The following is a 23,756-nucleotide window of genomic DNA, read 5'->3' on the forward strand; positions in this document are numbered from 1 at the left end:
CTGCCTACCATCGCTAGGCCAGTCGCTTCGCTCCTTCTAGACGCAAGAAATTAGTTCCGCTAGTTATGGGCCGATGGTTTTAACCATCGGCTCATATTATTGCGTTTAGTATGGCCTCTTTTGTTGCTGTGGGTTTCAACCCACTGGTCTAAAAAAAAACAACCGTCCAACCACAACCGCAAAGAAAAATCCCCTCGAATGAGGGGATGGCGATTTTTTCGATAGCCTAGGGCCTTGGCCCTAGGGGTTCTATGAAATTTATGGGGGAGACAAAAACAAAATCAAACTACCGAAGAAAACAACAACCCTTGTTCAAAGCGGTAGAGGATTTTAATCCTCTCCGCACTATATGATGTAGAATGGGGTTGTTGCATGGCTGTAGGTTTCAACCTACAGGTATATATATCCATCCTACAGGCGGCGAAGCCGCCGCAGGCCTAGGGATGGATAGCAGTGGCCGTTAGGCCAGACCAAGGCGCTGAAAGCGCCGAAGGGCCGAGCGAACAGCGAGCTGCGACACAGCCCGGCCGCCAAAGGCGGCAGGCCCCAAAAAAAATAGCTAACCCAAATCATTGGATTAGCTATTTAGCTGGGCGAAAACTGGAGTCGACTAGCGCATACCGCCAGTCACCATAATCGTATCGCCAGTCACATAAGAAGAGAGCTCAGAGGCCAAGAAAAGGCAAACATTGGCAATTTCTTCACCTTGGCCAAGGCGTTGCAGGGCCGTATTCTTGATCATTTGCTCCTTGAGCTCATCGCTGAGTTTGTCCGTCATTTCGGTAGCAATAAAGCCGGGGGCAATAGCATTGCAGCGGATACCTCTAGAGCCCATTTCGTAGGCCAAAGACTTGGTAAATCCGATCATCCCCGCCTTAGATGCGGCATAATTGGCTTGGCCAGGGTTGCCATTTACGCCCACAATAGACGTAATATTGATGATGCTGCCGCTACGGGCCTTGAGCATGGGGCGGGCGGCATGTTTGCACAAATTGAAGACCGACTTGAGGTTTGTAGTCATCACATCATCCCATTGTTGCTCATTCATACGAAGGAGCAGATTGTCGCGAGTGATGCCCGCATTATTGACCAACACATCGATTTGGCCAAACTCCTTCACAATATCCTTAATTAGTTGAGCCGCCTGATCAAAATCAGCAGCATCAGATTGGTAGGCAAGGACCTTAATCCCCTCAGAAAGGGCTTCGGCCTCTTTGGCCAAGGCCTCTGCCTGCTCAGAAGAAGAGCGGTAAGTAAAGACCACATGAGCGCCTTGTTCGGCAAATTTTTTCACAATAGCGGATCCAATTCCACGAGAACCACCAGTGACTAGGGCCACTTTTCCGGCTAGTAATTTCATAGGTTTCTATTTTTAACTTAGCGCAAAGCTAGTAATTTTTAAATCGACTATTATTGTTCGATGCGTTGAATATTGGCCCCAAGGGCATTCAAACGCTCATCAATCCGCTCATAGCCTCGGTCAATTTGATGAATTTGATGAATTCGGCTATTTCCTTTGGCCGAAAGGGCCGCAATGAGCAAAGAAACGCCCGCCCGAATATCGGGAGAGGTCATTTCAATGCCTTTGAGCTGAGATTTGCGCTCTAGGCCAATTACGGTTGCCCGATGCGGGTCGCAAAGAATAATCTGAGCGCCCATATCAATGAGTTTATCGACAAAAAAGAGGCGGCTTTCAAACATTTTTTGATGAATGAGGACGCTGCCTCTGGCTTGGGTGGCCACCACCAACAAAATACTCATCAGGTCGGGCGGAAAGCCGGGCCAGGGCGAGTCATAGACATTGAGGACCGAGCCATCAATAAAGTTTTGGATCTCGTAAATATCTTGGGCAGGCACATGAATATTGTCGCCCTGAATTTCGAGTTGGATGCCAAAGCGCTCAAAAGTGGGCAAAATATTGCCGAGCATATCTACCCGAGCTTGCTCAATCGTAATGGCCGATTTGGTCATAGCGGCTAGGCCAATAAAGCTCCCAATTTCAATCATATCGGGTAGGCAGCGGTGGCCCGTACCATAAAGTTGGTCTACCCCCTCAACCACTAGGCGGTTAGAACCCAAGCCCGTAATTCTGGCCCCCATGCTATTGAGCATTTTGGCCAATTGCTGCAAATAAGGCTCGCAGGCAGCATTGTAAATGGTCGTCACGCCTTTGGCCATACTAGCGGCCATCAGGACATTGGCCGTACCCGTTACCGAAATCTCCTCCATTAGGATGAAATTGCCTTTGAGGCCCTCGGTTTCGAGCAAAAAGATATGCTCCTCCCGCACATAGCGGTAGTCTACATTCAAATATTGTAGGCCATTGAGGTGGGTATCCATACGGCGGCGACCAATTTTATCGCCTCCGGGTTTGGGCAAAACCGCCTTGCCAAAACGGGCCAAAAGGGGCCCCATAATCATCACAGAACCCCGAATACTACTGGCTTTTTGCACAAATTCTTGGGTCTGCAGATAATCCAGATCAATGTTTTCGGCTTTAAAGGTATAGCGGTTGTCACTCACTTTTTCTACCGCTACGCCCAAGCCTTGCAAAAGTTCAATCAAACGGACCACATCCCGAATATTCGGAACATTGCTGATGCTTACTTTTTCGGCCGTCAGCAATACGGCACAAATAACTTGCAGGGCCTCATTTTTGGCGCCTTGTGGGCGAATACTGCCCGATAGTTGGGCATTGCCCTCTACTAAAAAAGATGCTGATTTAGACATGTATATGTTTTTTAGAGGTGGCTACCTCTTTTTATAGAGTTTTTTAATTTTTTTTGGGGCTGCCCCTCCCTTCGGTCGGGTCGGGCTGTGCCGGGCTCGCAGGTCTGCTCGGCCCATCGCTGGCTGCGCCAGCTCGGTCTGGCGCTTTGCGCCACCCTTTCCATCCCTCAGCCGTTTGGCCCTGCGGGCCAATTGGACCAACTTATTTGTTTTTCACCCAACGCAAGCCCGTTAAAAGCTCTGGAATGGCTCTGGCCTCCTTATTATTAGACAAAATGACCAAATTAAGGGAAAATAGGCCCAAATAATAAAAGAGAAAGAAGGGAAAGGCATTATCATCATTTATGAAAACAGCCAATAACCCTAAGTTGAGCAAAAAGCCTTTAATGAGCAACCGCAAAATAAGCTGTTTAGTACTGGCTTTTTCGCCCTGCATATTCACTAGGCGAAGGCCAAATAAACGTTTGGCCGCAGAAGCTTGCCAGCGGCCTTGTTCCAAAACAAAATGATAGCCTAAGGCAATGCCAAGATGAATAATCCAGACCAACACAAATTCTTCATCAGATCTAGAAAACTGCCAAAACCGATGAATACTTCTATCTAAAGTAGTTTCTTCAATGAAGTAAAAGCTAATAAATCCGGTAAGAATGGCTAAAAAGACCAGATCAATGAGGAAGGAGGCAATGCGGTGACTCGCTTCTGGGGGGCTAAGAGGAGATTGGGCCATGGGGAATTGGGTTTAACTAAGTTCTTCAACGAGTTCCATCCACTGCATTTCTTTTTCGTCTAGCTCTTCTTGGATCGCATTGAGTTCTTTAGATAGTTCTACAATTTGCTCGGCGCTCAGGCTGCTATCATTAAAGCCTTCAGAAAGTTTTTGTTTTTTCTCTTCCAGCTTTTCGATTTGGCGCTCTAGCTTTTTGATTTCTTTGCGTTCCTCTTTAGAGGGGTTTCGGCTTTTTTTGACTTCTACTTTTTGCTTTTCGGCCTTTTTTTCGGCTTCTTTTTGTAGCTGTTCGGCTTTTTGGGCCTCGGCTTGGGCTAGGCGATAGTCGGTATAGTTGCCAGGAAAATCACGGACCTGACTGCCCTCGCCCAAAACAAAGACATGTTCTACAATGCGGTCCATAAAATAGCGGTCGTGAGAAACCAAAAGCACGCAGCCAGGAAACTCTTGCAAAAACTCTTCTAGGACCTGCAAACTAACAATATCTAAATCGTTGGTGGGCTCATCCAGAATCAGGAAGTTGGGGTTATCCATGAGGATGCAGAGCAAATGCAGACGGCGCAGCTCTCCACCACTCAATTTAGAAATGAAGGTTTGTTGTTTGCTGGGGTCAAATAAAAAGCGCTCCATCAGTTGGGAGGCCGATAGCTTTTTGCCGCCATTCATGGGAATATAATCGGCAATATCGCGGACCACATCTAGGGCCTTTTTATCGGTTTTGATTTGCATATTGGCTTGGGTATAATAGCCAATTTTAAGGGTTTCCCCATGCACTACTTTTCCTGTATCGGAGGCCAGGTTTTGGGTAATAATATTGAGTAGGGTAGATTTCCCCGTACCATTTCGGCCAATAATGCCTAGGCGGTCTCGTTTTCTGAACTTATAATCTAGCTTCTCGAACAAAACTTGTCCACGATAGCTTTTAGAGACATTATGGAGTTCTAGAATTTTGGAGCCCAGGCGGCTCATTTGGATATCCAGTTCGAGTTCGCCTTCTTCGGTTTTTTTCTTGGCCTTGGCTTCAATTTGGTAGAAATCATCTACACGAGATTTGGCTTTAGTGCCTCGGGCTTGGGGTTGTCTGCGCATCCATTCCAGCTCTTTTTTATAGAGTTTTTTGGTTCGGGCCAAATTGGCGGCTTCATTGGCTTGGCGCAGGGCTTTTTTCTCTAAAAACTGGCTATAATTGCCGCTATATTTAAAGAGTTCTTGCTGGTCCAGTTCTAGGATTTGGTTACAAACGGCATCTAAGAAATAGCGGTCGTGGGTAACGGTCAGCAAGGTGATTTTAGCTTGTTTGAGATAATCTTGCAGCCATTCGATCATATCGAGATCGAGGTGGTTGGTGGGTTCATCTAGGATGAGGAAATCGGGTTCGTCGATAAGGACTTTGGCGAGGGCCACCCGTTTTTTTTGTCCACCAGAAAGTTGGCCGAGGGGGCGGTCCAGATAATCTACTTTAAGGACCGAGAGGATCATTTTGACCTTTTGGTCATAATTCCAAGCATTTAGGCGGTCCATATCGCTAAGGGCCTGTTGGAGGCGGTCGCCATCTTCTGGATGCTTCATGGCCTTTTCATAATTGGCCAGGGCTTGCATAATGGGGTTGGCAGATTGGTAGACCGCTTCAAAGACCGTGAGCAGGGGGCTCATATTGGGCTCTTGCTTAAGAAAAACGGTTTGAATATTGGGGTGTAGCCAAACTTTGCCGCCTTCTGGGCTTTCTTCGCCGGCAAGGGTACGGAGCAAAGAGGTTTTGCCCGTTCCATTTTTGGCCACCAAAGCTACTTTGTCGCCTTGATTGATATAGAAGGTAATATCGGTAAAGAGGACGCGATCGCCATAGGCTTTATTCAGGCCCTCTACACTAAGGTAATTCATTTTTTATCGTAATTTTAGAGGGCCAATTTACGAAAATTAAGGGAACTTCTTGCTTTGCTAAGGGCCAAAACTATTTTGCGTTTAGAAGCGGGCGCAGCCCGCTGGCCTAGCGATGTGCAGCAGTGGCCGAAGGCCAGACCAAGCCAGCTTGCTGGCGCAGGGCCGAGCGAATAGCGAGCTGCGGAACGTAGCGCCGCAAGGCGAAGCCGCAGCGGAGGCCCCAAAACAGCAGCGAGCTGCGACAACAAGAACTTTAGTCTGCAGTTCGACGACTGAAAGGAGTAACGCCAAAAAAACAAAAATAAGATGATAAAAACAGTAAGTACCCTTTTTTTGCTGGCTATGTCTAGCTGGCTTTGGGGGCAAAAACAAGCGGCCTTAAAGGCCTTAGAAGCGGCTTATCCCGATGCTTTTTTGGAAGTAAATGAGCGGGAGATTATTTGGAAAGACGGCAGCCGCATGCCCTTTGACGATGGGCGAAAAAAAACATTTTTGCAGCTATTGACGGAGCCAGATTTGGAGGATCAAATTGCGGCCATGCCTTATCCTCGGGGTTGGAGCAAGGCGCCTTTGCGTGGAGAAGATCCTGGTCGGGTGCGTTATGAACCCTTCTTTAAGAAGATGTATGGGGCTTCGGCGGCAGAGGTGCGCAACAACTTAAAAACGGTAATTTGGTTGCCTAAAACCTTGGGGATCAAGCTACAAATGACGGGGGTGAATGGGGTGGCCGATAAGTTGCAGGCCCTATCTAATCGTTTGGATACGATGCCTCATTTGCATAAATACTTACAAAATCCGGGAGGGACCTTTAATTGGCGAAAAATTGCGGGGACCGACAGGCAGAGCATGCATAGTTTTGGGATGACCATCGATATCAATGTGGCCTATTCGAACTATTGGCGTTGGGCCGTCAAAGGCAATGATCCGGAGGGAAAGCGGATCATTGCCTATAAAAACCGGATTCCGATGGAGCTCGTCCTTTTATTTGAGGAATACGGTTTTATTTGGGGCGGCAAATGGTATCATTATGATACCATGCACTTTGAATATCGGCCCGAATTATTGCAAAAAATGCCTTAGAATTTGAGGTGGCGAACGGTCAAGCCATCGTTCATGATTTGCTTGAGCGAGCCAATGCCCATATCGAGATGTTCTTCAACATAATTGGCGGTCACCTTATGGTCGCTGCTATCGGTTTTTACGCCTTCTGGGGTCATGGGCATATCGGAAACGAGCAAGAGAGCGCCTGCAGAAATCTTATTTTTGAAAGCGGTAATAAATAGGGTAGCGGTTTCCATATCGATAGCGAGGCAGCGCATTCTGCGGAGATACTCCTTAAAATCTTCATCATACTCCCAAACGCGGCGGTTGGTGGTATATACCGTACCGGTCCAATAATCTAGATTATGGTCGCGGATAGTGGTCGAGATCGCTTTTTGGAGGGCAAAAGAGGGGAGGGCTGGAATTTCTGGTGGGAAATAGTCATTAGAGGTACCTTCTCCACGGATAGCGGCGATAGGCAGGATCCAGTCGCCCACCTTATTTTTACGGTTGCGCAAGCCTCCACATTTGCCCAAGAAAAGGCAGGCTTTGGGTTTGATGGCCGAAAGCAGGTCCATGATTGTGGCTGCGTTGGGGCTTCCCATTCCAAAATTGATGATCGTAATGCCGTCGGCGGTGGCGGTTTGCATGGCCTTGCCTTTTCCTTTGACCTCTACGCCATAGCGGTCGGCAAAAAGCTGTACATAATTGCTAAAATTGGTGAGCAAAATATACTTGCCAAATTCTTCTAGTGGGGTATTGGTATAGCGTGGGAGCCAGTTTTCTACAATTGCTTTTTTAGTTTTCATTAGCTATGTTTTTTGGTTAAAAAATTTAGGGCATTTTTTCAAACTAATAAAAAAGCTCGGTTTGCAAAAGACTTTTTGAAAAAATTGCTAAAAAATAGCCTTGCGCTAGACTTTCTTTGCTTTTTAATTTGAACAACCGTTTAGTTAATATATTTTGTAGAGGACAAACCTTATGTTTTACGTTTAGAGACTTAATTTATGCTTAGTCGATTTCCCCTGGTTTTATTTATTTGCTTGATTAGCAGTTTTTTGTGGGCGCAGCCTTTATCTAAAAAGGCGATTAAGAAGTTGCCAGCCTGTGATGCGGCCAATGATTTATTATCGGCGCATCAGCCTCGTGAAGATCCTTATAAGGGGATGCGGATGCGTTCTTTTTATTTATACATGCGAGATAGCACGGCTTTGGCGATAGACCTCTATTTGCCTAAAAACATAAAGGCGGGAGATCGTTTGCCGACCATTGTACGGCAGACTCGTTATTGGCGGCGGCCGCAGTTGCGCTTTCCCTTTAGTCTGTTTTCTAAGGGCTTATTGGGCCGAACGGGCAAGATGGTAGAGCGTTTTTTGGATGAGGGCTATGCGATTGTGAATGTAGATGTTCGGGGTTCTGGGGCTTCTTTTGGGCAGCGTTTGCACCCTTGGAGCCCAGAGGAGCAGGCCGATGGAGCCGAAATTTTGGATTGGATTGTGGCGCAGCCCTGGTCCAATGGCCAGATTGGGAGTTTGGGCGTTTCTTATGGGGGCACGGCTGCCGAGTTTTTGGCCATACAGCAGCATCCTAATCTCAAGGCGGTGGCCCTGATGTTTTCTTTATATGATGTGTATGCGGACAATGCTTTTCCGGGCGGCATTCATAACCGCTGGTTTACTTCTAATTGGGGCGATGCCAATGCCTTGATGGATGCCAATGAGTTGCCCCCCAATGCCGAGGCCTACAAATGGTTGATCAAGGGGGTGGCGCCTGTGCGCAAAAAAAAGAAGCAATTGGGTCGGGCGGTTAGCAGCCATGAAGAGAATAAAAATGTGCATGAAGGGGCTTTAGAAGTTGATTTTCGAGATGATCGTCCTCGGCAAGGGGCGGGCCGCAAAGTCGATTATTTTAGTCCCCACCATTATATTGATGCCCTGCGTGCTTCTGGGGTGGCGGTTTACTCTTATAGCGGCTGGCAGGATGGGGCCTATGCCGAGGCGGCCATCAAGCGGCATTTAGATTTGGGGGCCGGGGCACACAAATTGATGTTGGGTCCTTGGGAGCATGGCGGCGCCTACAATATTAGTCCCTATTGTCCGTCTTTGGCCAAATTCGATCATGCGGGCGAGCTGCTCAAGTTCTTCGATTATCATTTGAAGGGGCAAAAAAATGCTTTGGTCCAAGAAGCGCCCATACATTATTATAGCATTGGGGCCGAGCGCTGGCGGGCGGCTCAAACTTGGCCTCCTGCGGCAGTCGTTTGGGACAGTTTATTTTTGTCGGATGCGGGTTTGCAGTCTAGTTTTGCCCCCTTAAGTGAGCAAAAAATAGTAGCCGACCATCAGTTTGGTACGGGGGAGGTGAATCGCTGGACCGCCGTGAATGGCAAGGTGAAAAGTCCCTACACTTATGCCGATTGGGCCCAGCGCTCCGCCTCTTTACTGCATTTTGATGGTCCTCTTTTAGAGTCGCCGCTAGAAATTGTAGGGGAGAGCAAATTGCAGTTGCAGTTACAATCTACCGAAGATTTGGCCGATATCTACGTCTATCTTTCCGAGCTCAAGGCCGATGGCAGTCTTCATTATATCACGGAGGGCCAATTGCGGGCCAGTCATCGCCCCAAAACTGCCTGGCAATCGAGCCATTTGCGCAAAGATGCCCAGGCGGTTGTTGCCCAGCAATGGCTAGAATTGCGTTTGCAGCTTTTGCCAGTGGCTTGGCAGTTGCAAAAAGGCTCTCGCCTGCGCCTTTCTTTGGCCTCTAGCGATAAGGACATTTTTGAGGGCGCTTATACCGATAAAGAATACGATTTGTTGTTCCGCTCGATCCAAGAGGCCCGCTCTTTTTTGCTGCTCCCTGTTTATCAAGAGTAAAAGGCTTTTGCCAGCCACACACAACTTTAATTATCATTTAGGCATCTTTTATCTACACCTATTTTCATACTAAATAGCTCAATGATGATTAGATTTAGCCTATTGTTTTTAGTTTTATGTTACGCTCCTTCTATTTTGTATGCGCAAAAAGAGGATAGTAGTGCTAATATTATTGTGGATGGATATCGAGAGCCACTAACTATAGATGAGTTAATCCCTGAAGTTGTTCGATCAGCGATAGATACAAACTGCTATGATGTTTTTTTACATAAATTAGACTGCATTAAGCTAGGGATACTGTTTAATAAATTTGATCAATGTGAATCTGGGAGTATTTTTTTGCTTAGGCATATAAATGCACCCGAAAAAGTGATCGGTTATGGAGAACTAGAGTCGCTAGAAAACTCTATTTGGTTTTATAGGGAGGAAGATGTTTTATATACCCTTAAAGTTCAAAATGGAGATTATGAAGCTCGTGCAAAAGCGTTTAAAATAGAAGATTAGAGGCCTCCGCCTCGCTTCGCTCGTCGGCGCTACGTTGCGGGGCTCGCAGGTCTGCTCGGCCCTGCGGCAGCAAAGCTGCCTTGGTCTGCGGCTTCGCCGCACTGCTCCCCATCGCTAGGCCGCTCAACTGTCTTTTTTCTTTTTGCTGTTCTCTTCGGCGGTTGGGCAGTTTTCGGTCCTTAGAAGCAATGAAAGCGAACAAGGACTTTAGTCCGTCAGTTCGCTCAAGTCAAGCAACCCTGGGCTTTAGCCCAGAGCGGTAAGCATAGCTAATTATTAGTCCCACAACTTTTTCTTGAGAGTATATGGCGAGAGAGAAAAATGTCATTTGTTATGAGTAAATATATTTTATTCCTTTTGTTAGTTGCTGGATGCGAGAGTAGATCACAAAAACTAATGAGAGAGGGGGATTTGTTAATAGAAAAGATAGAGCAATTTAGGTCCGCAAAGGATTCATTACCCTCTTCTTTAGTAGAGTTTGGAGAATCGTCAAATGATGAAGGCCCTCTTTATTATCTGAAACAAGGGCCTAATGAGTATATTGTTTATTTTGGAACTGCCTTAGGAGAAAGCACGGTCTATTCTTCTAAAAAAGGAAAATGGGATGAGTCAGATTAACTTCTAGCCTAGCTGCTTCTCTCTTTGGTCGTGGCCAAGCTTTGTCCTTACGGCCACTAAAATGCAGAAACAAGAAGTGCTGATGCGTATTCAAATTTTAAATGAGTTTACTGCTATTGAGTTAGAAGTTGCTGCTAGTCAGTAAATTACGATTTATGCAACAAGGCCCTTATTTTCTTAAAACGAAATTTTTAAACAACCTCTTTGTATAAAAATGTGAATATGAAGTTTATTGGAATAATAATTATAATGTGTATCTCTTTTTTTGAGATAAAAGCCCAAGAACCAATAGTTGAGTATATAAGAGTTAAGAATTTTGTAAGGTATTTTTATATAGGAACGCAACAAATAAAAGCAGAAGGAAAAATAAATACTACCTTACAGAAGGTCGGGAAATGGAAATACTTTTATAAAAATGGAGATTTACGAGGTGTTTCTCTTTTTGATAAAGATGGTAATAAAAAGGGAGTTTGGGTGTATTATAAATTAAATGGAGACGTTGAAAAGAAAATTAAAATTAGAAAGGGTGGGGGGATTGTTATTGAGGATAGTAATAAAAGGAAGATTTCTTTAGAAGAGGTAGAGGAACCTATACTTTTTAAGTGGATGGATGTTCATTCTTACTAGTAGCCCCATCTAATATTGATGTGCAGCAGGGGCCTCCCGCCTTCGGCGGGCGCTACGTTTCGGGGCTCGCTGCTCGCTCGGCCCTGCGCGGGCTGCGCCCGCTTGGTCTGGCCTACGGCCACCCCTGCACATCGCTAGGCCGCTCAACTGTATTTTTTCTTTTGGCGGCTGGGTAGTTTTGGCCCATGGGCTGAAGCCCATGGTTGTAGACTGAGCAAACTAGCGGGCTAAAGCCCTTGTTTGCTGTTTATTAGAACTCATTATGGGCCGATGGTTTTAACCATCGGCTCATTTTCATTGCGCTTAGTCTGCTCTCCTTTGTTGCTGTAGGTTTCAACCTACAGATGTATATATCCATCCTACAGGCCCGAAGGGCCGCAGGCCTAGGGGCCTGAAAGGGGGGGCGCAGGCCAGACCCAGCCGCTGAAAGCGGCGCAGGGCCGAGCAGACCTGCGAGCCCTGAAAGGGCCCGGCCGCCTTAGGCGGCAGGCCCCAAAACTTCTCAAGAAAAAAAATGATCCTATCGTTAATTTAGCTTCCACTTATGGAATAGCTGACAAATAGAATTTAGCAAAGAAGACCGTTTAAGTCTGACTTTTTCCCGTTTAAATCTGACTTTTTCCCAAAGGTCAATGCATTCATTTAAAGTCCTTGAACTTTGACCTTCGTTTATAGAAATCACCTTTTGGGCAAGGGTAAAATACTCTTCTAAAGCCTTGTTAGTCGCTTCTTTCCAGTCTTTTGTGTCAATGAGAATATCCGAGCAATAATAATATCCTCTCCTGTCCTCCTGTTCTTTATTAGCGGCCAAAAAGCTTAGTGTTAGCTTTCCATCCTCTACCTTAGTTAAGACTAATTTTTCGCCACTCATTGTTTCTAACACAAGCGTTAAGAGGTCATCCTCAACAGTCTTTCGCTCAGCAGGGGGGCTCTCCTTCAACCAATACAAGCTGTCTAGTAAAAAAGAGATAGCTTGTAATAATGTATCAAAGTCAGCCTTTCTAAAAATGACTTCATAGCCATTTAGCGTTACAAAAAATCCTCCTGTAATTCCCTCAAAGTTAGCGATCTCGTCATCTTCAATACAACCTATTGGATGAGGAAAGTCAAATTCATCGCCAAACTTAGACTTATAAATACAGATTATTTCTAGTTTTTTGTTCTTCATATTTGGAGTAGACATTTAGCCCTATGCCTTATCAGCTAAGAATAGAGTTGCTCAAACGATATTTTTCCATAAGCTAATATAACGACTTAAAAGATATGCTCTTTCAGACTTAGGGTTTTCCTTAAGCGCTTGTTCGGCGAAATAAAAATATTCTTCCAAAGCTAGAGTAACAGCTTCTTTCCAGTCTTCTGCCTTTATGACTACATCTCTAAAATAATTTTTTCCTCTGCGCTTTTCCTGTTCTTTATTAGCGGCCAAAAAGCTTAGTGTTAGCTTTCCATCTCCTATATTAGTTAAGACTAATTTTTCTGCACTCATTGTTTCCAACACAAGCCTTGAGGGATCATCCTCATCGACATCGAATATATTCGTAGTTCGGCCAGCTAACCAATATAAAGTTTCCATCAAAAATGTCATTGGTTTAAGCAGCGTGTAAAAATTCATTTCTCTAAAAATTATTTTGTAGCCATCTATTGCCACAAGAAAACCACCTAAGATATAGTCAAAATTATCTGCTTTTAAATCATACTCAGCCATTGAACATCTCCCTTCTTTCAATTCGGAAAAATTACATTCAGGACCACCATCCATTATAGAGCAGTAAATGCAAATTATTTCTAGTTTTTTGTTTTTCATGACAAAGGTTAATTATTTTTTGGACTAAAACATTTTAGTACTTCTCTTCTACAGCAACTTAATCTCTCTAATATCCGCTTCGCTTAAATCTAAAAGCAAGATGGCGCACCAACATGAATCAGGGTCTGTTCCAAGATAAATACTTTCACTTATTCGGTAATACTTAATTGGCCCCCTACTTTCTCCAATCGTTATAAGCATAGCCGTTTCGTTCATAAAAGCAGTCATCATCCAATGCCTCCGCAGATGCAGGTCGTCGCCTGTGTCTATCCCTAAAGAACAGCTATAAAACTCATCACTCAACTCTAAACGATTAAATTCATCATCCTCTAGTTTTTTTATTTTTTCATTATTTAATGAGATAAGTTCAATTTCAGACAGAGTTTTACTGCAAGAGTCAAAAGCGGATTGAATGAACCTTGGACCACTGCTTTCATTATAATTACCAATAAATATCAAATGTGCTATGGGGGGGGGATTAGACTAATAATAAAAGGACGATAATAATCGTAGTAATCTACTATATATTCCAAGGGCTTATCAATAGGTTTAAAATTTAGTTTTATCATAGCCAAAATTGTAATGTTAAATATATCTAGCTCCTAACTAAAAATAGGCGCTAGCTGTTCCCCAATTTTTAAGATTAGATTGATGAAAGGCCAAGCTGCATATAAATTTGAACGCCCAAAATCAGCAAAAGAAGCAAAAAGCAACAAATACTCAATATTTCTATTCTTTTGACTTTTTGCCTCCAATAAACGAGCTGTTTAGCTTGCTGCTCTTCTTCTGCTATCTTGTTTAGATACCATTTTTCAAAACCAGCTTGTTGATGCACAAGCGCAGCTTCTATTGTGGAGATATAATAGGTTTTCTCTTCTACCACTTTTGCGACTAATCCCTGTCTAATCAAATAATTGAGCTGTTGTTCTATTTTCATAAGTTTCTGAGGACTAGCTTCTTTTGTTTCCTGCCAAGCTTGGTAAGGTGCTAAGTTAACCAATTTAGCAATCTCTTGAATAGTCAGTCCCCAAGCTGTTGTAGACGCAATTAGATAGAGCAGCCGATCTAGTTGAAGCAGTTCTTTTTTGTTCAGTTGAAGCATAAGTCAAGCCTTTAATTCAATCAAGAGAGGAATATTATTGTAGGGAATCGTCAGCTCTTCTTTGAGCAGATAAAAAACTTCCCTCCAGCTACTAAAATTATTTAATGCCGCTTTGGTCTCCGCAATAGTATAGGCTTTGAGACGTACCGGAATGGCCTTCTGCCAAGAAGCGGAAAAAGAAAGACAACAAGCCTTTTCTTCAGTCAAAATAGGCGCTAAGGCCTCTAAAAAATCAAAAAATGGACAGCTTTCTGTTTTCCCCAAATAGAATCCTAAAAGCTCTTGCACAATTCCCTGAGAAATACCAGCAGCAGAACTAGGCTTCATAAGCACTCCCAAAGCCTGATAGCCATAATGCTTTTGCAAAAGCGCTAAACCATATTCAGAATTTGTGTTCAGCGACTTGTAATCCCAATAAATCTCATAATCCGAGGGTAGAATTCCCTCAACATAAGCTGGCTGATTCGTGCCTATTGCTATAACATCCATAACCTATTCATTATATAGTTGAAAAAGAAGCGGATACTCATTACAAGAGATATACAGATCCTCTTCCATCTGATAATAAACCTCTGTCCAAACCGTAAAACAATTTAAACGCTCCTTTGCCTCGGAAATACTTACTCTATGCAAGCGAACTGGAATTCCTTCATCATCCCAATCGATAGAAAAAGACAGGCAACAAGCATTTTTTTCCGTCAAAATAGGCGCTAAGGCCTCTAAAAAATCAAAGAACGGACAAGTTGCAGTTTCGCCTAGGTGAAAAGCTAAAATATCCGCTATAATTCCATGCGAGGCATCTGTTTCCGAGTTGTCGCCTGACTTCATAAGCACTCCCAAAGCCTGATAGCTATAATGCTTTTGCAAGAGCGCTAAACCACATTCAGAATTTGTGTTTAGCAGCTTATAATCCCAGTAAATCTCATAATCCGAGGGTAGAATTCCCTCAACATAAGCTGGCTGATTCGTGCCTATTGCTATAACATCCATCTTAAATTTTCTATTTTTTGAGCAAAGGTTTCCTAATAGGCACTCTAAACCTTTTCTCTAAATTTAAATTCCTTAATAGGGGATATTTTTTGGGGCCTCCCGCCTTCGGCGGGCGGTTACTCCCTTTGGTCGTCGAACTGCGAACTAAAGTTCTTGTTGTCGTTTCGGGGCTCGCTGCTCGCTCGGCCCTGCGCGGGCTGCGCCCGCTTGGTCTGGCCTACGGCCACCCCTGCACATCGCTAGGCCGCTCAACTGTATTTTTTCTTTTGGCTGCTGGGCAGTTTTAGGCCCATGGGCTGAAGCCCATGCTTGTGGGGCTATGCAAACTAGCGGGCTAAAGCCCTTGTTTGCTGTTTATTAGAACTCATTATGGGCCGATGGTTTTAACCATCGGCTCATTTTCATTGCGCTTAGTCTGCTCTCCTTTGTTGCTGTAGGTTTCAACCTACAGATGTATATATCCATCCTACAGGCCCGAAGGGCCGCAGGCCTAGGGGCCTGAAAGGGGGGCCGCAGGCCAGACCCAGCCGCTGAAAGCGGCGCAGGGCCGAGCAGACCTGCGAGCCCTGAAAGGGCCCGGCCGCCAAAGGCGGCAGGCCCCAAAAAAATAGGATCATTTAAATGACGAATTACTCCTGCAGCTCTTCCCCAAAACGCAAAATCAAGGCAGGCAAGAGCAATAAATCCGCTAAAAGGGCCAAAAACAAACAAATACTGGTGTATAAGCCAATGTAAAAGGTGCCCATAAAGCTAGAAAAGAGCAGGCAACTAAAGCCGCTAACCAAGATCAAAGTGGTGACGACAATGGCCTTGCCCGTACCCCGAAAACAGCTTCGTAGCGCCTCGGCTTTGCTTTTGGCTTCTTGGCTGGCCAAGCGATAGGCCGCCATAAAATGAATGGAGTCATCGACCGCAATGCCAAAGGCAATAATGAATAGGATCGAGGTGGAAATCTTGATGTCTACGCCATTCCAGGCCATTAATGCGCCTACCAAGGCTAAGGGCAAAATGTTGGGCAAAAGCGCAATGCTCGCCATCCGCCAAGAGCGAAAGAGGTAGAGCATGAGCAGAAAAATAAAGAGAAAACAGAGCAAGAGCCCATAAAAGACATTATCGGCAATGCACTGGTTGTTGATGTCCATCAAATAGGCAGAGCCCGTCAACCGATAATCAATGAGCTGGTCGAGCTCTTGCTCTCGGATAAATTGGGCCAAGGCCGCATGCCGCTTTTGGGCCTCCAAACTGCCCATATCGGGCATTTTTCCCGCAAAACGTCCCCTTTTTCCATTAGCCAAAACGACCAAGGGATAACGTCCATTGGCCAAGAAATTAGCCTCGATTTTTTGGGCCTTTTTCCATTCGGACCGACTCTGAGGTAGCCGATAATAGTCTGCCTTGCCCGAATGCGTCATCCGATTGGCCATTTTTAATCGGGCCAAAGGACTAAACATACTCCCCAAACCATAATCCTCCAGCAGGTAGCGCTCTAGTGGGTCCAAAGCCCGCAAAACTGCGGTATCTGACAGGCTTTTGCTGCTGTCTCGCAAGATGATTTCCATCTCAAATTGACGGGTTCCCTTAAACTCATTTTCAAAAAAACGAGAGTCTACAATCTGTGGGTGCCGCTCACTCAAATCATCCAGGACATGCTGGTTGATCCGCAACTGACTACTGCCCCAAAGCCCTAGAGCCATCAGCAAAAGAGAACCGATGATGATTTTCCCATAATGCCTCTCTACCCAAAGCGCCAAACGGCCCAATTGCTGCTGCCAAAAGTCGTCTTTGGCGGCTTTTAGTTGGAAGTTTGCCTGGCTGATCATGAGCAGGGCGGGAAAAAAACTATAGGTCAGTAAAAAGGCATAAATAAGGCCCAAAGCCGCAAAAGCACCTAGGTTAATCAATGGACTCACATTGGAAAATAGTAGGCTCAAAAAGCCGATAATCGTGGTCCCGCTGGTCAAAATGGTGGCCCGCCCAACTTCTTTGATGGCCCGCTTGAGCGCTAGCTTTTTGGCCTGCCCGGCCTGCAATCCGAGCAAAAATTTACTAAATAAATGAATCACATTAGAAATCCCAATAATGAGGATAATCGTGGGAATCATGTTGGAGATAAAGTCTAACGAAAACCCTAGCCACATCATCGTTCCTAGGGTCCAAAGTACGGTAACCCCTACTACCGAAAGCGGCATCCAAACGCCCCAAAACCTTCTATAACTAAAGAAAAGGGCAATAATAATGACCAAAATAGAGAGGCCGACAAAGGTGGCTACCTCCTGTCTAGACAAGTCGACAAAAGTGGTTTGTCCATAGCATTTTCCCGCAAAATGCAGGGCCTTAAACTCCTCAAAAGGCTGAATCAGACTATCTATCCGCCCAATTAGCCGCTTGCAATCTTCATATTGCATGCCTTCTTTTTGCTGCATCAAAATCAAGACAGATTGTTGGTCTTCGGCAAAAAGTTGGCCCAACAAATCGGGCCGCTCCACCACCTTTAGGCTATCCTCTGCTAGGCGGGCGGCCGAGCTATCTAGGGCCAATAAAGGGCTGCTATTCATCAGGTCCATAAAAGGAACATAGCGATAAATTTCTTGCTTTGTTGGACCAATTAGCTGCACAATTTCCTCCAATTGCAGCAAACTATTGCTCAAACTATCCACCTCTTTTAGAAAAGCCGGCTGATAAATATGTGCCCCCTTGCATTCTACGCCCAACAAAATATAATTGTTATCCCAGCCAAAACGCTCTACATATCCCTCAAAATATTCGGTTTCTTCATGCTCTAAGGGATAAAAATTTCGCAGATCAAAATCAAATTGTATTCGGCTAATGATGCCCCAAAGCATAAAAAGGCTAATCAGGGCAGTGGCTAGCAGGATGCTAATATGCTGTTTTTTATTCAAGGGTATATTGTTTTCTATTTTTGGGGCTTCCCCTCGCTTTGCTCGGGTCGGGCTGTGTCGCAGCTCGCAGGTCTGCTCGGCCCTGCAGTTTTTTTCGCTTCGCTTCAAAAAACTTGGGTCTGGCCCTTCGGGCCACTGCTATCCATCCCTAAGCCGGGCGGGCTTCGCCCGCCTCTGGACCAGCTGGTTTCCCCAGATTAGTTTTGCAGGGGCCCAAGTTCGCAAAAATAATAGAGAACTCTGATACTGTTCGATATTTTGTGTTAGCTCCCTTTTTGTACTTATTGGAGCGCTATATTGAGCCTAAAAGTTATTTTATTAGTCCCTCAACTTTTTCTGTGGGGATTTGAGAATGGAGAAAAAGGCTGAGCTGGGCAGTTTTTGGTCCTTAGAAGTAGGGAAAGCGAACAAGGACTTTAGTCCGTCAGTTCGCTCAGGCAAGAACCCTGGGCTTCAGCCCAGGGCGGTAAGCATAGCCGCTTATTAGTCCCTCAACTTTTTCTGTGTGGGTGTAGGGAAGAGTTCTTTTAGCTAGTTGGTTTAGGTCCATGGGCTGAAGCCCATGGTTGTGAGTCTATGCAAACAGGCGGGCTGAAGCCCTTGTTTGCTTTTATTAGAATTCGTTATGGGCCGATGGTTTTAACCTTCGGCTCATATTTATTGGGTTTAGTTTGGTCTTTTTTGTAGCAGTGGGTTTTAACCCACTGGTCTTCATATCATATAGTCGCCTAGGGGCTTGTCCCTAGGCCGCAAAAGAGGGCAGCACAAAATTTTGAATAGCCTCTGTTCTTTATTAGTCCCTCAACTTTTTCTGTGGGGAGTAGAGGAAATAGAGAAGAAGCTTTTTTGCTGATAAAGCCTCTATTAGAAAAAACCGCCGAAGAAAAAAATAATGGCCTGAAAAAATTAGATGAGCGGCTGAGGGATAGAAAGCAGTGGCCGAAGGCCAGACCCAGTTTTTTTGAGCGTAGCGAAAAAAAACGCAGGGCCGAGCAGACCTGCGAGCTGCGACATAGCCCGACCCGAGCCAAAGGCGAGGGGCAGCCCCAAAAAAACAGAAATGATCAGAAAATCTTTTACAGTTTGTATATTTGGGAGAAAAGAAAGGCATGAAAAAATGGATATATATGCTGGGCTTTGCGCTGGCGCTTTTGTTGGTTTATTGTAGTGGGGGAGGAGAAGAAAAGGCCGTGAGGGCAGATCATCGCTTTCGGAATTTGGGGGATTCGGCGACTTATGTGGGCATGACGACTTGCCAGAGTTGCCATGCTAATGTGCATCAGAGCTATGTGAAAACGGGCATGGGCCGATCCTTTGCCAAGGCGCATCAGGCTAATTCTGCGGCAGATTGGGCGGGGCATCAAAGCATATTTGATACGGCTAGCCAGTACTATTATCTGCCCTTTGCTCGAGACTCGCAGCTTTATGTCTTAGAATATCGTTTGGGGCCAGAAGGCGACACCACCCATAAGCATTTGGAGCAAATTAGCTACATTATTGGTTCGGGGCATCATACCAACTCCCATTTAATCAACCGCAACGGCTATGTATATCAGGCGCCAGTGACCTACTATACGCAGGATGGGCGTTGGGACTTGGCGCCGGGCTTTGAGGAGGGGCAAAACAGTCGCTTTGATCGTTTGATTGCGCATGAATGTTTGACCTGCCACAACCATTTGCCCAAGGCGGAGGAAGGCGGGCTGAACAAATACCTAGAAATGCCCGAGGGGATAGAGTGCGAGCGTTGTCATGGGCCGGGGAGCATTCATGTTAAAGAGAAATTGGCGGGTTTAATTGTAGATACCAGCAAGCAGATCGATTACAGCATAGTCAATCCGCGGCATTTGTCGAGAGAGCTACAAATGGACCTTTGTCAGCGTTGTCATTTGCAGGGCGTAGCGGTCTTGAATCCGGGCAAAAGCTTCTATGATTTTAAGCCAGGTATGCCCTTATCATCGGTCATGCAAGTCTTTTTGCCTCGTTTTAGCAATTCGGACAAGCGTTTTATTATGGCCTCACAGGCCGACCGTCTGCGTTTGAGTCCCTGCTACCTAAAAAGCGAAGAACTATCATGTATTAGCTGCCATAATCCGCATCATGATGTAAAATCGAGGACCGAAAACCGTTACAATGAAAGCTGTTTGAGTTGTCATGCACCCACTGCGCCCAACTTTTGTTCGGTAGAGCCCGCCAAGCGTTTAGAAAAGCAAGACGATTGCGTGAGTTGTCATATGCCTCGATCGGGCAGCATTGATATTCCGCATGTGACCATTACGGACCACAATATATCCAAGGCAACGGCTCGATCGGCCATGGCCCTAACCCAAGAAGAGACCGAAGAGGTAGCGGCCTTTTTGGGTTTAGCTTGTTTGAGCAAAGACTCGCCCAGCAATTTGGACATGGCCAGGGGCTATTTGGCCCTTTACGACAAATTTATGGGGCAATCAGCCGTTTTAGATTCGGCTCGATACTATTTGGATCAGGAAAAGGAAGAAAATGAATTGCAGCGGCAGACCAAAATCCACTTACTTTTTGCTGCGGGTCGTTATACGGCCCTAGAAGAGCTGGCTTTGCAGGCCAAGGCAGCGGAAGAAAAAGATGCTTGGACCGCCTATCGTTTGGGCGAGGCTTGTTATCGGCAGCAGAATTGGGCCAAGGCTTTGCCCTTTTTCAGTCAGGCCGTCGCTTTATTGCCTTACCATTTAGATTTTAGAGAAAAGCTGGGCGTTTGCTATGCGCGTTTGGGGCAAACTGCCAAGGCCGAGCAACTATTTCAGGAGGTCCTTTTAGAGGATCGCAAACGACCCTTGACCTATGCCAACCTAGGTTTTATTGCCGCCCAAAAAGGCAACTTTCAGCGGGCTCACTACTTTTATGATAAGGCTTTGGACTTGGACCCCCTGCAAGAATCGGCTGTTTTCAACAAAGCCGCTTTGTCAGTAAGAGAGGGCAATAAGGCAGCCGCCAAAGCCCTATTGGAACGTTTGGCAGGAAATGCAAAGGCGGCACAGGCCTTGAGGGCGCTGAGGTAGTTCAATTACGCCTTAAAAAAATGTATGAAAAAGAAAATTGTGATTATCGTTGGGCATCCCGATAAGGAAAGCTACAACTTTAGCTTGGCTGCAGCTTATAAAGCGGGGGCCGAGCAATCGGGAGCCGAAGTTCGAGAAATCAATATTCGGGACTTAAATTTTAATCCCAACCTAGAATACGGTTACCGAAAGCGGACCGAATTAGAGCCGGATCTACTCCACAGCCAAGAAACCCTAAAGTGGGCCGATCATATTGTTTGGGTGTATCCCGTTTGGTGGGGTTCTGTTCCCGCCATTATGAAAGGCTTTTTAGATCGGGTGTTGTTGCCAGGCTTTGCCTTTAAGAAGCGAGATGACTCTTTGTGGTGGGATAAGTTTTTTACTGGAAAAACCTCTAGAATCATCTCGACCATGGATCAACCTAACTGGTATTATAACTGGATATATAAAGCGCCTAGCCATAATGCCATGAAAAAATTGACCATGAATTTCATTGGCGTGAAATCGGTGAAAATCACTTCTATTGGCCCTGTCCGAATGTCTAAAGATGCCTTTAGAGCCAATTGGCTCAAGAAGGTAGAGGAACTGGGGCGGAAAAATAAGTAGGGGAGCAGAAAAAGGCCCAAGCTGAAGCAGCTTGGGCCTTTTGGGTTAGGAGACTATAGGATTGAAATAATGGCGAAGAAAGCTAATGAAGTCTTGAGATTCATTTGCTAAAATGGTTTTTAGTTTTTGCCGACTTGCTGGATTAGCTCCTGCTTTCATTAAGTTGATGCGAATACCTTTAGCTACATTTTCTCGACTTTGAGCGAGTTGAGGCTCATTGAGCTGTAGTAAGTTAATCATATAGCTAGCTTTGATGGGATCTTTTGCAGAGGGAGAGATCCCACCATTATCATCAAATTCGAAATAAGCGCTAATATCTCTAAGTTGGCTAGGATCTAAAAAAAGATCTTCATCAAAATTTGAATCCTTCTTGTGGCCACAAATATAGACGGTGGTATCTTCTTCATCGGGACTGCAATGTGTTCCCTGACAAGAAACGAGTAGATTGCTATACTCAAAGGTCAGCTCTGGATAGTCTCTCTTAGGCCGAATATGTTCAATATGAGCATCTGCGCCCTTTATATTCTTCTCGCAATAGCAGCAAAGATGATTCTGCTCTTGCTCTAGCATATATTGTTTAGTATGCTTTTTTCTTGTTCGACTAAATTCTGCCCATTTTCCTGAGCTAGGAATATGCTCTGTAAAAGATCTAGGCGGGGCTTTCTTTTCTATGTGTTTCATTGGGTCTTAGTCTCTGAACTGGATGAAGAATTTCATTTCCTGTAAAAAAGAAGATTGCTCACTTTCGTACTCTAAGATTTGGGCTTTTAGTTTTTTCCCTTCAGGAGTTTCTTCCTTTGCTTCTTCTACGAGTTTACGGTATTTCTTATGAAGATCTAGGACGGCTTGAGGAGTGTATTGGGCTCCCATAATTCGCTCAACAATAGTATTGAGGTCTACATCAACTAAGGGTTGCTTAAACTGCCGAGCCGTAGAATGATTTCCCTCATCAATACGGTCCAAAACCACTAGGTTTTTATAATGCGCCGCCCCAATAATTTGTGGCGAATGCGTGGCTAGCAAATACTGGTTTTCGCCTCCCCATTCCTTTAGTTCTTCCGTAATCTCATACTGCCATTTAGGATGCAAGCCAATATCAATTTCATCCATAAGGACCAAGGAGCCCTTGGGAACAAGATGCCGCAGCCAAACAAAAATACTGAGCTTTTTGAGCTCCCCATGAGAGAAGTCGCGGGCTTTGAATTCTTTGCCGCTGATTAGGTCGTTGAAAATGACTTTGGTGATGTCCCCATCAATGCTAATCGATTTTCCACGTAGAAAGTCATGCAGACTATTTTTTGTAAGGTTGAGCTGATTGCCGTATTCTCCCGTTTCTAGTGCTTTTTTGAAGTCGTTGTCTCGAGCGGCCTTAAATAGATCCAAAATCATTTGACTAGAAGCAAACTCATAAGTGAAAAAATTGGGCAGCTTCTTCTTAACTTCTTGAATTTCCTGTTCGTAAGACTTACCTTCTATTTGCTCAAAAAGGAGTTCATAGGCTTTTTTATCTAAAAATTGAAAGACCTGTGTTCTAGGGCCAGCTAGGTAGATTTTATTGGAGATGGAGGTGGGATTCCAATAATCATAGTTGTAATCGTAGGATAAGATTAGGTTGGGTAGTATATAGGTTATTTCACTGTTAAAATTTATAGTATTGCCTATAGCGTATGATATATCATTTAAAATAGATATATCGTAATTTAATTCTTTTTCATTCCTGAAGTTAAGGTGTTTGAATGTAAGGGTGCAGAAATTTAGAAAGTTTTCCCAAATTGCTTCTGGGTTACTTATGTTTTTTTCAATATGTAGGGCTAGTTGCTTTTCAAAATCAGTTATCGCCAAATCCTGAAGAGCTTGTATGATTTGAGGTTGGGGGATAGCAAGAAAACCAGATATGCCAAGGCTTTTTAGATCTGTTAATATAAGTAAAGCCTCATGAGCTTCTTTAAGCTCCTTAACTTCTTCTACTGTCATAGCCCTCTGGATAACGCCTTTTACTATCGGCTCCACCCAAAAATTTAGCTCCATATCTTCCTTTACCCCATCCCTCTCAATCTCCAGCACAAACTGGGCAAACAACTGCTTTTCCCCTACAGCCCCCTTCGGCTCATACCCTTCCAAAAGGTTTTGCACGGCAAACTGCCGCTCTGCATCAAAAGAGCAATGCAGCATCGTAAATATAAACTGCAGCAGGGTACTCTTTCCCCCACCATTCAAACTAATCACAGGATAGGTCGGCCGACCATCATGCCGCTCATATTCGATATCAATATTTTGTAAGACTTTGAAGTCAGGTATTTTTAGGCGTTTAAGAAACATCT

Annotated in this window: 21 protein-coding genes; 7 read left to right on the forward strand and 14 right to left on the reverse strand. The window is 44.9% G+C overall.

Going from position 1 to position 23,756, the window contains the following annotated elements:
- Positions 1-610: 610 nt before the first annotated feature.
- The 4 genes from fabG to OP864_RS14190 form a co-directional block, all read right to left on the reverse strand.
- Complete coding sequence (gene fabG / locus OP864_RS14175; protein WP_270098809.1) at positions 611-1,360, reverse strand: 3-oxoacyl-[acyl-carrier-protein] reductase; 750 nt, start codon at positions 1,358-1,360, stop codon at positions 611-613.
- Between the two features lie 50 nt (positions 1,361-1,410).
- Entirely contained in the window at positions 1,411-2,730 is a 1,320-nt protein-coding gene (gene murA / locus OP864_RS14180) for a UDP-N-acetylglucosamine 1-carboxyvinyltransferase (RefSeq protein ID WP_270098810.1), read from the reverse strand.
- 202 nt (positions 2,731-2,932) lie between these two features.
- A complete protein-coding gene (locus tag OP864_RS14185) occupies positions 2,933-3,457 on the reverse strand; it encodes an RDD family protein (RefSeq protein ID WP_270098811.1) in 525 nt (174 codons plus the stop codon).
- A 12-nt stretch (positions 3,458-3,469) separates the two neighbouring features.
- Entirely contained in the window at positions 3,470-5,338 is a 1,869-nt protein-coding gene (locus OP864_RS14190; protein WP_270098812.1) for an ABC-F family ATP-binding cassette domain-containing protein, read from the reverse strand.
- 306 nt (positions 5,339-5,644) lie between these two features.
- Between OP864_RS14190 and OP864_RS14195 the strand changes: the two genes are divergently transcribed.
- Positions 5,645-6,418, forward strand: coding sequence for a M15 family metallopeptidase (locus OP864_RS14195; protein WP_270098813.1), 774 nt, complete (start codon positions 5,645-5,647; stop codon positions 6,416-6,418).
- Here OP864_RS14195 and OP864_RS14200 read toward each other — a convergent pair.
- A complete protein-coding gene (locus OP864_RS14200) occupies positions 6,415-7,188 on the reverse strand; it encodes an AMP nucleosidase (RefSeq protein ID WP_270098814.1) in 774 nt (257 codons plus the stop codon). The genes OP864_RS14195 and OP864_RS14200 overlap by 4 nt on opposite strands.
- Before the next feature lie 198 nt (positions 7,189-7,386).
- Here OP864_RS14200 and OP864_RS14205 point away from each other — a divergent pair, with 198 nt between their 5' ends.
- The 4 genes from OP864_RS14205 (at position 7,387) to OP864_RS14220 (ending at position 11,001) form a co-directional block, all read left to right on the forward strand.
- Positions 7,387-9,252, forward strand: coding sequence for a CocE/NonD family hydrolase (locus OP864_RS14205; protein ID WP_270098815.1), 1,866 nt, complete (start codon positions 7,387-7,389; stop codon positions 9,250-9,252).
- Positions 9,253-9,333: 81 nt separating this feature from the next.
- Complete coding sequence (locus OP864_RS14210) at positions 9,334-9,756, forward strand: hypothetical protein (RefSeq protein WP_270098816.1); 423 nt, start codon at positions 9,334-9,336, stop codon at positions 9,754-9,756.
- Positions 9,757-10,089: 333 nt separating this feature from the next.
- Positions 10,090-10,374, forward strand: a complete 285-nt coding sequence (locus OP864_RS14215; protein WP_270098817.1) for a hypothetical protein — start codon at positions 10,090-10,092, stop codon at positions 10,372-10,374.
- A gap of 222 nt (positions 10,375-10,596) precedes the next feature.
- The gene (locus OP864_RS14220; protein WP_270098818.1) at positions 10,597-11,001 is read left to right on the forward strand and encodes a hypothetical protein; all 405 of its coding nucleotides are present in this window, start codon (positions 10,597-10,599) and stop codon (positions 10,999-11,001) included.
- A 526-nt stretch (positions 11,002-11,527) separates the two neighbouring features.
- Here OP864_RS14220 and OP864_RS14225 read toward each other — a convergent pair.
- The 7 genes from OP864_RS14225 to OP864_RS14255 all read right to left on the reverse strand — a co-directional run bounded on the left by OP864_RS14225 (position 11,528) and on the right by OP864_RS14255 (position 17,797).
- Positions 11,528-12,169: a hypothetical protein gene (locus tag OP864_RS14225; RefSeq protein ID WP_270098819.1), complete on the reverse strand. Its 642-nt coding sequence runs from the start codon at positions 12,167-12,169 to the stop codon at positions 11,528-11,530.
- Between the two features lie 51 nt (positions 12,170-12,220).
- Positions 12,221-12,805: a hypothetical protein gene (locus tag OP864_RS14230; RefSeq protein WP_270098820.1), complete on the reverse strand. Its 585-nt coding sequence runs from the start codon at positions 12,803-12,805 to the stop codon at positions 12,221-12,223.
- Between the two features lie 48 nt (positions 12,806-12,853).
- Positions 12,854-13,264 (reverse strand): hypothetical protein, encoded by a 411-nt coding sequence (locus OP864_RS14235; protein ID WP_270098821.1) that lies wholly within the window; start codon positions 13,262-13,264, stop codon positions 12,854-12,856.
- Between the two features lie 184 nt (positions 13,265-13,448).
- Positions 13,449-13,907 (reverse strand): hypothetical protein, encoded by a 459-nt coding sequence (locus OP864_RS14240; protein WP_270098823.1) that lies wholly within the window; start codon positions 13,905-13,907, stop codon positions 13,449-13,451.
- 3 nt (positions 13,908-13,910) lie between these two features.
- On the reverse strand, positions 13,911-14,396 hold the full coding sequence (locus tag OP864_RS14245) for a hypothetical protein (RefSeq protein ID WP_270098824.1): 486 nt from the start codon (positions 14,394-14,396) through the stop codon (positions 13,911-13,913).
- Positions 14,397-14,399: 3 nt separating this feature from the next.
- Positions 14,400-14,897, reverse strand: a complete 498-nt coding sequence (locus tag OP864_RS14250; RefSeq protein WP_270098825.1) for a hypothetical protein — start codon at positions 14,895-14,897, stop codon at positions 14,400-14,402.
- Between the two features lie 629 nt (positions 14,898-15,526).
- Positions 15,527-17,797, reverse strand: a complete 2,271-nt coding sequence (locus tag OP864_RS14255) for an efflux RND transporter permease subunit (protein ID WP_270098826.1) — start codon at positions 17,795-17,797, stop codon at positions 15,527-15,529.
- A gap of 1,109 nt (positions 17,798-18,906) precedes the next feature.
- On the opposite strand from OP864_RS14255, the gene OP864_RS14260 reads away from it, so the two are divergent.
- Both OP864_RS14260 and OP864_RS14265 read left to right on the forward strand, forming a co-directional pair.
- Positions 18,907-20,829: a tetratricopeptide repeat protein gene (locus OP864_RS14260; protein ID WP_270098827.1), complete on the forward strand. Its 1,923-nt coding sequence runs from the start codon at positions 18,907-18,909 to the stop codon at positions 20,827-20,829.
- 24 nt (positions 20,830-20,853) lie between these two features.
- The gene (locus OP864_RS14265) at positions 20,854-21,435 is read left to right on the forward strand and encodes an NAD(P)H-dependent oxidoreductase (RefSeq protein WP_270098828.1); all 582 of its coding nucleotides are present in this window, start codon (positions 20,854-20,856) and stop codon (positions 21,433-21,435) included.
- A gap of 45 nt (positions 21,436-21,480) precedes the next feature.
- Here the strand turns inward: OP864_RS14265 and OP864_RS14270 are convergent, their stop codons facing one another.
- Together OP864_RS14270 and OP864_RS14275 are read right to left on the reverse strand one after the other, a co-directional pair.
- Positions 21,481-22,116 carry a retron system putative HNH endonuclease gene (locus OP864_RS14270; protein ID WP_270098829.1) on the reverse strand — a complete coding sequence of 212 codons (636 nt, stop codon included), beginning with the start codon at positions 22,114-22,116 and terminating at the stop codon, positions 21,481-21,483.
- Positions 22,117-22,122: 6 nt separating this feature from the next.
- Complete coding sequence (locus OP864_RS14275; RefSeq protein WP_270098830.1) at positions 22,123-23,754, reverse strand: AAA family ATPase; 1,632 nt, start codon at positions 23,752-23,754, stop codon at positions 22,123-22,125.
- Between the last annotated feature and the right edge of the window lie 2 nt (positions 23,755-23,756).

It is taken from the genome of Saprospira grandis (genome assembly GCF_027594745.1).
Lineage (GTDB): Bacteria > Bacteroidota > Bacteroidia > Chitinophagales > Saprospiraceae > Saprospira > Saprospira grandis.

Coding starts and splice junctions, on each gene's coding strand:
- OP864_RS14220 (WP_270098818.1), top strand. CDS start 10,597: ATGAAGTTTATTGGAATAATAATTATAATGTGTATCTCTTTTTTTGAG.
- OP864_RS14245 (WP_270098824.1), bottom strand. CDS start 14,396: ATGGATGTTATAGCAATAGGCACGAATCAGCCAGCTTATGTTGAGGGA.
- OP864_RS14270 (WP_270098829.1), bottom strand. CDS start 22,116: ATGAAACACATAGAAAAGAAAGCCCCGCCTAGATCTTTTACAGAGCAT.
- OP864_RS14265 (WP_270098828.1), top strand. CDS start 20,854: ATGAAAAAGAAAATTGTGATTATCGTTGGGCATCCCGATAAGGAAAGC.
- OP864_RS14250 (WP_270098825.1), bottom strand. CDS start 14,897: ATGGATGTTATAGCAATAGGCACGAATCAGCCAGCTTATGTTGAGGGA.
- OP864_RS14200 (WP_270098814.1), bottom strand. CDS start 7,188: ATGAAAACTAAAAAAGCAATTGTAGAAAACTGGCTCCCACGCTATACC.
- OP864_RS14225 (WP_270098819.1), bottom strand. CDS start 12,169: ATGAAGAACAAAAAACTAGAAATAATCTGTATTTATAAGTCTAAGTTT.
- OP864_RS14215 (WP_270098817.1), top strand. CDS start 10,090: ATGAGTAAATATATTTTATTCCTTTTGTTAGTTGCTGGATGCGAGAGT.
- OP864_RS14230 (WP_270098820.1), bottom strand. CDS start 12,805: ATGAAAAACAAAAAACTAGAAATAATTTGCATTTACTGCTCTATAATG.
- OP864_RS14260 (WP_270098827.1), top strand. CDS start 18,907: ATGAAAAAATGGATATATATGCTGGGCTTTGCGCTGGCGCTTTTGTTG.
- OP864_RS14185 (WP_270098811.1), bottom strand. CDS start 3,457: ATGGCCCAATCTCCTCTTAGCCCCCCAGAAGCGAGTCACCGCATTGCC.
- murA (WP_270098810.1), bottom strand. CDS start 2,730: ATGTCTAAATCAGCATCTTTTTTAGTAGAGGGCAATGCCCAACTATCG.
- OP864_RS14275 (WP_270098830.1), bottom strand. CDS start 23,754: ATGTTTCTTAAACGCCTAAAAATACCTGACTTCAAAGTCTTACAAAAT.
- OP864_RS14195 (WP_270098813.1), top strand. CDS start 5,645: ATGATAAAAACAGTAAGTACCCTTTTTTTGCTGGCTATGTCTAGCTGG.
- OP864_RS14240 (WP_270098823.1), bottom strand. CDS start 13,907: ATGCTTCAACTGAACAAAAAAGAACTGCTTCAACTAGATCGGCTGCTC.
- OP864_RS14205 (WP_270098815.1), top strand. CDS start 7,387: ATGCTTAGTCGATTTCCCCTGGTTTTATTTATTTGCTTGATTAGCAGT.
- fabG (WP_270098809.1), bottom strand. CDS start 1,360: ATGAAATTACTAGCCGGAAAAGTGGCCCTAGTCACTGGTGGTTCTCGT.
- OP864_RS14190 (WP_270098812.1), bottom strand. CDS start 5,338: ATGAATTACCTTAGTGTAGAGGGCCTGAATAAAGCCTATGGCGATCGC.
- OP864_RS14210 (WP_270098816.1), top strand. CDS start 9,334: ATGATGATTAGATTTAGCCTATTGTTTTTAGTTTTATGTTACGCTCCT.